Source organism: Streptomyces sp. NPDC001732, assembly GCF_053596315.1.
Genome location: NZ_JBSFFY010000126.1, coordinates 1 through 7,750, shown reverse-complemented (window position 1 = coordinate 7,750; position 7,750 = coordinate 1). Strand labels below are relative to the sequence as shown.

Below are 7,750 nucleotides of genomic sequence, written 5' to 3'. Positions count from 1 at the left end.
ATCCGCCGCTACATCATCTGGCGAAACTGCCACGCCGACGACCGGCGCCTACGTGCCGTTGTCGACAGGGCAAACGTTGCCTGATGCGGCACTAGCTCGTCCCCGCGTCATCCGCGGCCTGGGGCCTCACTCAACCTCCGCCACCACGCCGTCCGTGTCCATGGCCCAGCTTCCGCTCTCGACGCCGTACACTTTCTTGTTTTCCAGCCACTTCCAGGACATCTGCTGCAGGATCTGGTTTGCCCGACGTTCCCAGACCGGATTGTGGTCCCAGCCCTCGACGCGGATCATCAGCTTGTCGGCACCCGGAATCGCCTTGTAGAGCGTTGGAACGGAGAAGTGCAGCACCGGACCCAACTCCTCCGCGGTGTTGGCCGTCGTGTCCTGGTCTCCGTAGACGATGCACACCGGCACGGCGGTGCCGAGCGTGGAGTCGTGCGACACGGTGCTCGTATTCCATCCCCACCAATAGGAGTTGCGCCACCGCATCACGCCTTCGGGTGTCCCCGCGGTGGGGCCGCCCCACTTCTGGCCGACGCTGTCGCAGTCCATGATGGCCTGCCACACGTGGTCGGCCAGCTCCTTGTCACTGATGGTGCCCTGCAGGCCCGCCTTGCTGGTCAGGTTCATCGGGAAGCCGAAGACCGCAGGCGGCTTGGACTCGGGCTGCGTCGGCAGAACCGTTCCAGGAGGCGGAGCGAAGGGTGCTTCGGGGTGCGTCGACCACCGGCCGGCGGGGGGAAAAATGGGCGCCAGAAGGAACAATGTCGCCACGTCCCCGGGATTCTGCAGCACATACGGACCCATGACGAACGAAGCCGCGGACCAGCCGATGAAGGAGACCTTCTGGTTGCTGCACCGCGCCCTGATGAACTTGACAACGGTGGCCAGCTCGTCCCATTCGCTCTGAGAGTTGCCCAGTTGGTGCGGGTATGGCGCTGTCGGAGAGCAGGTCCCCGTGCCGGGATTTGTCTCCAGGAGGCCCCGCTGCGCCGGGTTGGCGTTGCACGGGTCATCCATTTTCGGGCGAGGGGACAGCCCGGAACCCTGGAGGTCCATGATGAACACGTCGTAGCCCTTGCCCGCCAGGTACTGCGCCCAGCTGTAGCTCGTGTCCGGGTGCGAGGAGCCGCCCTTGGGAGGGAGTACGAGGTCAAAGCCGGGGAGTGCCGGAACGCTCCTGCCATGGAGCATAAGAACCGGCTTGGGGGTGCCGCCGGATCCGGCTGCCTTGTATTCCCGTACGAAGAGTTCGATCTCCTCGCCGGAGTTCGCCGGGATGGTCGATGTGTGCTCGACCTTGTGGTCGACGAGAGTCAGTTGCGGCATGGTCGCCTCCGATGGCTGTTCACCCTGAGGAACGGCTGTTCCCGGGGGTGGTCAGCATCCCCGCTGCCCCAGGGCCGTCCGGGGAACTGGGACGGCGGGGCGCACGGACGGTGACTGATCGGGTGGGCGCCACTCCTCCGAACGGCGGGGCGCACCCGGGAGGGGGAGCACGCCAGCGACCGTGCTGCAGGCCCGAGAACTCTCTCGGCGGTGGGGCGAGTGCGGGCGCGTGCGGACCTCGGACTGGCAGCCGCACTCTGCTGTTACAAACGGTTCCTTGAACTGATTATGTGGAACACAGCATTAAGCGGCAGCTCAGGCTGCGATGCCGAGTCCGGGGCGGGACGATGGATGAACTCACGGACCCCCTGGATCCACGGCGTGGGTGGGCCGTCCATAGCGTGGCGTCCACGATGCACCGCCGGTCCGCGGCATAAAGGCGAGCTCGAGCCCGAGGGAGGCCGAGGCCGGGATCGTGCACCAGAACGTCGCCAAGGTGCGGGCGACACTGGACTGGATCGAGACCGCGGTGGACACGGGCAAGGTCGACATGGACGACGAGCTCGCCCGCATGCTGCGGGGCGAGTAGTCGTGCCCCGCGCCTCACGGCGCCGGGGCGAGGGCGCCCAGCGGCACGCGGAGACCCTGCGGTTCGTGTTGTTCGAGGCCAGACCTGCAGGGCTGTTGTTCCCCCAGCTGACCCGCGCAAGCGGGCTGTCCCCAGCCAGGTCAGGTCGGGGCTGGCCGCTCTGCTGTGACGGAGTTTTACTGATTGTTTCAGAATGATTTTCGGAGTCGTCTCAAGCAGATGATGCTGCAGGCGAGTTGGAGCAGTCCCAGGTGGAGGTCGGCCCGTATCCCGTAGCGGATCCGGAGTCGCTTGAACTGGTGGAGCCATACGGTTGGGTCGGCCGCGCGGTGAGGTGTCTGCCGTGGCAGGTCCTGTTCCGCGCGGCCTCCCGCCGAACCGGACATGACGGTTTCCCGGTCATCCGCCCGGTATTACGCCCGTCACACGGTTGAGTGTCTGCGGCCGTTTCTGTGGCGTCCGGGCCTGCCGCTCACGGGACCTGGGGTGTGCCGTTGAGCAGGCCGGTGCCAAGGGGGGTGAGGGTGTGGTGGACGGCGCTGCCATGGCGGGTGGTGGTGATCAGCCCCGCGCGGCGTAGCACGGTGGCGTGTTCGCTGGCGCTGGCCAGGGAGATGTCCAGGCGCTGGGCGAGTTGACTGGTGGTGCACGGGCGTTGTCCGACTACGTCCAGTGTTCGGGCGCGGGTGCGGCCGAGCAGCGCCTCCAATGCTTTGAGCGTGTCCTCCTGTGCGGTGGTCAGTACCCCGGCGGCATCGCCGGCGGTGCGTAGGACGGGCACGAACAGCACCGCCGGCGCCTGGTCGTCGACGGGGCTGAAGAAGACGGTCGGCCTGTTCTGGTAGAACACCGATGGCACCAGCACCAGGCCCCGCCCACCGAGGTGAAGATCGTCAACCGTCTTACCGCGCCCGATCTCCAGGACCGGAGAGCGCCAGCGGAACCCCGGTGGCAGCCCCGCCAGCACCGCCTCCACTCCCTGCTCGGCATAGACACGTGCACGGCTGGCCTGCTCCTGTTGCAAGCGAGTTCGGATACGCGACCAGTACGGGGCCACCGCCACCTGGTGGTACGTGTCGAGGAAGTCCACCAGCGCCCGCCGGTCGGCACGGTCATGCGCGGGATTCCCCCACGCCAGGCCCGTCCACCGGTCGCTGCGCCCGGTGTGGTGCTCGCGCAGTACTCTCGCCCCTGCAAGCTCCTGCCCCAGCAGATTGGGGCTGGCGGCACGCAATGCCTCCAGGCCTTCCTCCCAGGTGGTGGCCGGGCCGGTCACGGTGAACAGGTCCACGAAGCCGCCCTGGAACAGTGCCGCGGCCGGGTGCGCGATGGGTGCCCGTGACTGCCGTACCCGCTGACGCCATCCGCCGAACACTGCCGGCCCGGCGGGCTGCTGCAAGGTGGTCAGGCTGAGGAACGTCTCGCCCAGTGGCCCCCAGGCGTCCATCACCCTGGTCCGGGCCAGGTCCTCCTGGTCGAAGTGAACACGAAACACTGACAGCCTCCCCGGCTCGCCACCCTTCGAGGACCGACTCAACCGCCCCGCGCACGGCATGCCTAGATCCTTTCGCGTCAGGCGCTTCGGCGGAGCCCGAAAGGAATGGCCGACTGGCAGGGGGGACATGAGGATCGTCTTGCCGGCCTGGCGAGGGGCCCGTTTCATCGCCACGCCGTATCCAGACCACTCGGCACACGGGCAGCGGGCAGTGCGCCGAACGGCACACCGATCGGGGTGGACAGTCACGGGCCTGTCAGGGACAGCTCTCGTGACAGTCTCATTTGCTCTTGGCGCCTGGCGGCATATCCGTGAGACGTGCAGGTCAGAAGCTCGGCCTGTGCCACGGGCCGCGAGACCCATAGAGGCCGGTGAGCCGGCCGCCCACGACCTCCATCGGCCTGCCCCGGGCCACCCGGCCCGGATCGACGTCGACGTTCTGCCCGACCGACGACACGGTCGACACCTCGCTCACGGCTACTCCCTTCGGCCCAACAGCGAACCAACCGCAACGAACGTGGCATAACGTCAGAAGTCATGTAAAGAGGTAGGGAAATAGGGCAAGTTGGGCTTATGCGCTTAGAATCGCGCCCGCGTACGCGAGGGGAATTTCACCCGCCCGGACCACCCCCGGGCCCGGCAAGCCGCCCTCGCGGAGAGCTTGCCGGGCCGCCGCGAGCACCGCCCCCGCCCCCTCCCCGGCCCCGGGAAGGGTTGCACCGGGAGGGGGCTGCACAGGGGGCTGGAGGAGTGCACCCGGCAGGGGACCGGAGGTACTACCGGAGGTGTGACCCCCCAAATCGGACACCGGCTGTTTGCGCAGGTCAGCCCCGGCGGGCAAGCCCCCACCCCACGCCGACACCTCTATCCCCGCGATAGCCGGGAAGAGAGGTACCACCCGGGGCAGGGGGCGGGGCGGCGCCGGGCCGGACGGCCGGGCCGCGAAGCGCGGCATGCGAAAGGGGCGGGCCCGCACGCCCGCCCCTCACACCCTCCCCGCCGCGCCCGGCCTACCAGCGCATCCCGAGCGCGTCCAGGTCCGCCCGACGCTCCTCGGTGAGCCGGTCGCCGCGCCGCCGGGCGTTGTCGACCCACGTACCGAGCCTCACCACCACAGCCTCGCCAGCGCCCCCCTGACGGCCCGACGCGTCCGGTTCAGCCGCCAGGTGCTCGACGTGCTTCCGAGGCACCCGAAGGTGCCCCTCACGGGCGTGGAACTGCCGCGCGGCCGCCAGGCTGAGCGCCCATTTGGCGTCGTGCCCCCGACCCGCCGATGACCGTTTCCCGGCCGGTTCGAGCCCGAGGCTCTCCAGCAGCAGCCGCTGCGCGGGCACCAGCCGCCCCCACGCCTCCGCGTCCCGCTGCGCGGCCACCCACCGCCCCAGATCCTCGCCCTGGACCACCACCGCCCCGGCCGCGATCGGGAGCGCCCCGCCGGCCCGCACGTGCGCCTGGACCAGACGCAGACGGCGCTGCCATGTCGTGTCCCACGCCGGGCATCACCCCGGGTCGACCGCGTCCAGCTCGTCCTGCCGCGCCTTCGTCATCGCCCCGGCCGACGATGCCACGGGACGGCCGGCCTCGCGCAGCTCGTCGTTCTCCCGCGCCCGCCGCGCCGCCGCGCGGGCGTTCTTGGCCCACACGCCGATGGGGTAGTCGCCCCAGACTGCCGTGGTCGGGGGCAGGAAGTGCCCGTGCGCTTCGGCGTAGAGCCGGGCCACCATCAGACCGTCCGCCCACCCCGCGTCCCGCTCCGACCACACCATCCCCAGCGCCTCCAGCTCCACCACGCGCCCGGCCTCCAGAGACCCGTCGGCGTAGGCAGTCCGCTGGGAAGCCAGCCACCGACCCAACGGATACCCGCCCGCCCCCGCCCACTCCGACGGCGTCCCGTACGCGTACGGCACCCGCAACCGGTCATTCCCCGTCTCACGCAGCCACCGGGCCGCGGCCTCAATCCCGCGCCGCCAGTACGCGCCCTCCGGGTCAATCACCCGCAGCCGCACGAAGCTCGCGAGCACCGCCGGGTCACGCTCCTCGCTGAACCGCAGCACCCCCGCCGCCGCGCTCACCTGCGGCTGCACCCCGGATCCCTCGGCGTCCTCGTCCTCCTGGCCGTCGTGCTCCTGGCCCTCGTTCTGGTCCTCGGCGTCGCGCTCCCGGCCGCTGCGGACGCGAGGGTCCGCGAGCGATTCGATGGTGTCTGGGAGTTCTCGCTTCCGTGTCCGGGATGGTTCTCAGTCTGGTGTCCGGCCTCGGGTGCCGTGGGCCGGGACGATCGGGGGTGTTCTATGGGGTGATGAGCAGTGATGGCCCGGCGCTGGTGCTGGACAAGCAGTGAGGATTGCCTGGTCACTGGGTGAGGATTACCGGGTCAGGGAAGTGAGAGCTCCCACGGAGCTCGGCTTACGGATGTTTCTCGTTTCGCCGCGGCCCAGGCAATGGAAAAGGAGTATGCCGCTGGCATACTCACGCGGAGTCGACACTGCTTCCGCGGCTGCTGTCCGCCGAGCGGATCGAGAACAGCGGACTCCTGGTTACTGCTGACGCCGAGCAGATCGCGTTGCTGGCAGGAAGTGGTGCAACGGCGCCACTGGTCTCGGGAAGGACGCGGGCTGTGTAGATCACGGTGAGGGGGAAGGTCCAGCAGGCGTGAAGGAAGCTGAAGGCGGGCCGCTCCATCTCGCGACAGCGGCGGGTCTACGTTCAGCGGCACCCAGGCCTGTTTCGATATGACAACACTGGGGCTGGAGGGCAGCCTTGGAAGAGTAGAAGGATGACACCTGGCGGTCGATTAGGTGAAGCGACCTGCCCCATGGCGCGATGCCTGCAGGAGGAATAGCTGCCCGAATCGAGCCGACCCAAGGGAAGAATCATGGATGGCAGACGACTGATTTTCCGGCTCAGCCCAGTACTCCTTGCGGCTACTCTCGCCTTCTTGCCTGCAGGGGCTTCCGCGGCGCCGCACTCCGCACCAGTAGAGAGCGCACAAAGCATCCATCAAGATGACTCAGCTGATTATTCCAGAGGCTACCATGACGGCTATCAAGTAGGTTTCAATGTTGGGAACAATTATCCGTGCAACGGTTCGATAATTACAGGGGGGCCGCTCCCAGTTGGCAGCCCTGCCTATCTACGAGGTTATTGGGACGGCATATATCCGGGATATAAAGCTGGCTACTATTTGCACTGTGAGCGCCTTTCTGAGGCTCGGGTTCGGGCTCCGGGTACTTCCCTGCTAGTGAAGTGTCCGCCTCAGTGCGCTCTTCAGTTGCACCCACCGGGGATTCCGTATCGTTCCGTGGTAGCCCAAACGGCCACTGCAGGTGTGAATTGATGAGAAATCGTTTCCGATGGCTTTCAGAGACTCAGAGGTGTCGCGTAGATTCCGGTTATTTCCCGAGCCCTTTGAGTGAATTTTCCAGGCAGCTGCTGGGCGATTTGCGATGACTGCAGGCCGCGGGAAGGGAACCGGATCCCCATCTTGATTCCTGGGCCCCTCTCGCGTTCTCTACCCCGGCCTTCTACCAGCGCATGCCGAGCTGGTCGAGGTCGGTGCGGCGTTGTTCGGGGAGTTTGGTGACGCGTTTACGGACGTTGTCGAGCTTGACCACCACGGGCCCGTCAGCGCTGCCCTGCCGGCCTGGCAGCGTCTCCTCCACCTCCAGCTCCGCCGCGCCGCTGCCAGGTTGAGGGCCCACTTCGCATCCTGCGTCCGCTTCACCGGCCGCTCGCCTCCAGTGTCGGGACCAGGACCAGGACATGCAGCGCGCCGAGTCTCTCGGCGGCCGCGGCGGCGATCAGGGTCTTCCCGGAGCCGGTCGCGGCGATGACCTGGGGCAAGTCCCTCGGCCGGCAGGTGTCCGCTCGCAGGTGTCGGCAAGACCCTCAGAACCGCGTCGACCGCCTCTACCTGATGCGGAAACAACTCCTTCAGCGTCACCAAAATTTTCCCCTCCTCGACCGCTTCAGATATATTTCCGAGCTTGAAAAGACCCAGATCCCTGTGCAGCAACATGCATTTTCAGCGACAACCAAGACACAGAAAAACGACCCCAAGGACAGCGGCAGGGCGTCGGCTCACGCTCCTTAATCTAGCTGGCATCAAGAGTGACGCACGCTGACTGTAGAAGTGGTTCTGAACCGCCAGTCTGTAATCTACACAAGGCCGCCCCTGTCAACCCCTGAACCCTCCTGACAAGGACTCAAGAGACCAGAGACCGGGGTAGGAAGCCCCGGTCTAGGGACTGTAAAACGTTCGGTGTAACTCCCGATCATGGAAGATGCATCGATGACCAGCAACAACGTGACCGATTCCGAGCCCGTCGAGCCGTCTG

The 7,750-nt window shown here is 67.1% G+C and carries 7 protein-coding genes and 5 pseudogenes; 3 read left to right on the top strand and 9 right to left on the bottom strand.

Features of this window, described 5'->3' with window-relative positions:
* A pseudogene (locus tag ACWCXX_RS39860) lies at nt 1-84 on the top strand (transposase); the annotation flags it as partial.
* A gap of 42 nt (nt 85-126) precedes the next feature.
* Here the strand turns inward: ACWCXX_RS39860 and ACWCXX_RS39855 are convergent.
* Nucleotides 127-1,329 (bottom strand): alpha/beta hydrolase, encoded by a 1,203-nt coding sequence (locus ACWCXX_RS39855; RefSeq protein WP_451136030.1) that lies wholly within the window; start codon nt 1,327-1,329, stop codon nt 127-129.
* 457 nt (nt 1,330-1,786) lie between these two features.
* On the opposite strand from ACWCXX_RS39855, the pseudogene ACWCXX_RS39850 reads away from it, so the two are divergent.
* Nucleotides 1,787-1,918 (top strand): annotated as a pseudogene (locus ACWCXX_RS39850) (DUF6192 family protein); the annotation flags it as partial.
* 2 nt (nt 1,919-1,920) lie between these two features.
* Nucleotides 1,921-2,081 (top strand): annotated as a pseudogene (locus ACWCXX_RS39845) (RacP protein); the annotation flags it as partial.
* A 25-nt stretch (nt 2,082-2,106) separates the two neighbouring features.
* On the opposite strand, the pseudogene ACWCXX_RS39840 reads toward ACWCXX_RS39845, so the two are convergent.
* The 8 genes and pseudogenes from ACWCXX_RS39840 to ACWCXX_RS39805 form a co-directional block, all read right to left on the bottom strand.
* Nucleotides 2,107-2,226 (bottom strand): annotated as a pseudogene (locus ACWCXX_RS39840) (IS5/IS1182 family transposase); the annotation flags it as partial.
* A 164-nt stretch (nt 2,227-2,390) separates the two neighbouring features.
* Entirely contained in the window at nt 2,391-3,413 is a 1,023-nt protein-coding gene (locus ACWCXX_RS39835) for an ArsR/SmtB family transcription factor (protein WP_451136028.1), read from the bottom strand.
* Nucleotides 3,414-3,738: 325 nt separating this feature from the next.
* Nucleotides 3,739-3,888: a hypothetical protein gene (locus tag ACWCXX_RS39830; RefSeq protein WP_451136026.1), complete on the bottom strand. Its 150-nt coding sequence runs from the start codon at nt 3,886-3,888 to the stop codon at nt 3,739-3,741.
* Between the two features lie 535 nt (nt 3,889-4,423).
* Complete coding sequence (locus tag ACWCXX_RS39825) at nt 4,424-4,747, bottom strand: helicase associated domain-containing protein (protein WP_451136032.1); 324 nt, start codon at nt 4,745-4,747, stop codon at nt 4,424-4,426.
* Nucleotides 4,724-4,891 (bottom strand): annotated as a pseudogene (locus ACWCXX_RS39820) (helicase associated domain-containing protein); the annotation flags it as partial. The gene ACWCXX_RS39825 and the pseudogene ACWCXX_RS39820, both read right to left, overlap by 24 nt.
* Nucleotides 4,892-4,912: 21 nt before the next feature.
* Nucleotides 4,913-5,497, bottom strand: coding sequence for a helicase associated domain-containing protein (locus ACWCXX_RS39815; RefSeq protein ID WP_451136024.1), 585 nt, complete (start codon nt 5,495-5,497; stop codon nt 4,913-4,915).
* A gap of 1,440 nt (nt 5,498-6,937) precedes the next feature.
* A complete protein-coding gene (locus ACWCXX_RS39810) occupies nt 6,938-7,114 on the bottom strand; it encodes a hypothetical protein (protein ID WP_451136022.1) in 177 nt (58 codons plus the stop codon).
* Nucleotides 7,115-7,133: 19 nt separating this feature from the next.
* Nucleotides 7,134-7,256 (bottom strand): DEAD/DEAH box helicase family protein, encoded by a 123-nt coding sequence (locus ACWCXX_RS39805; protein ID WP_451136020.1) that lies wholly within the window; start codon nt 7,254-7,256, stop codon nt 7,134-7,136.
* Between the last annotated feature and the right edge of the window lie 494 nt (nt 7,257-7,750).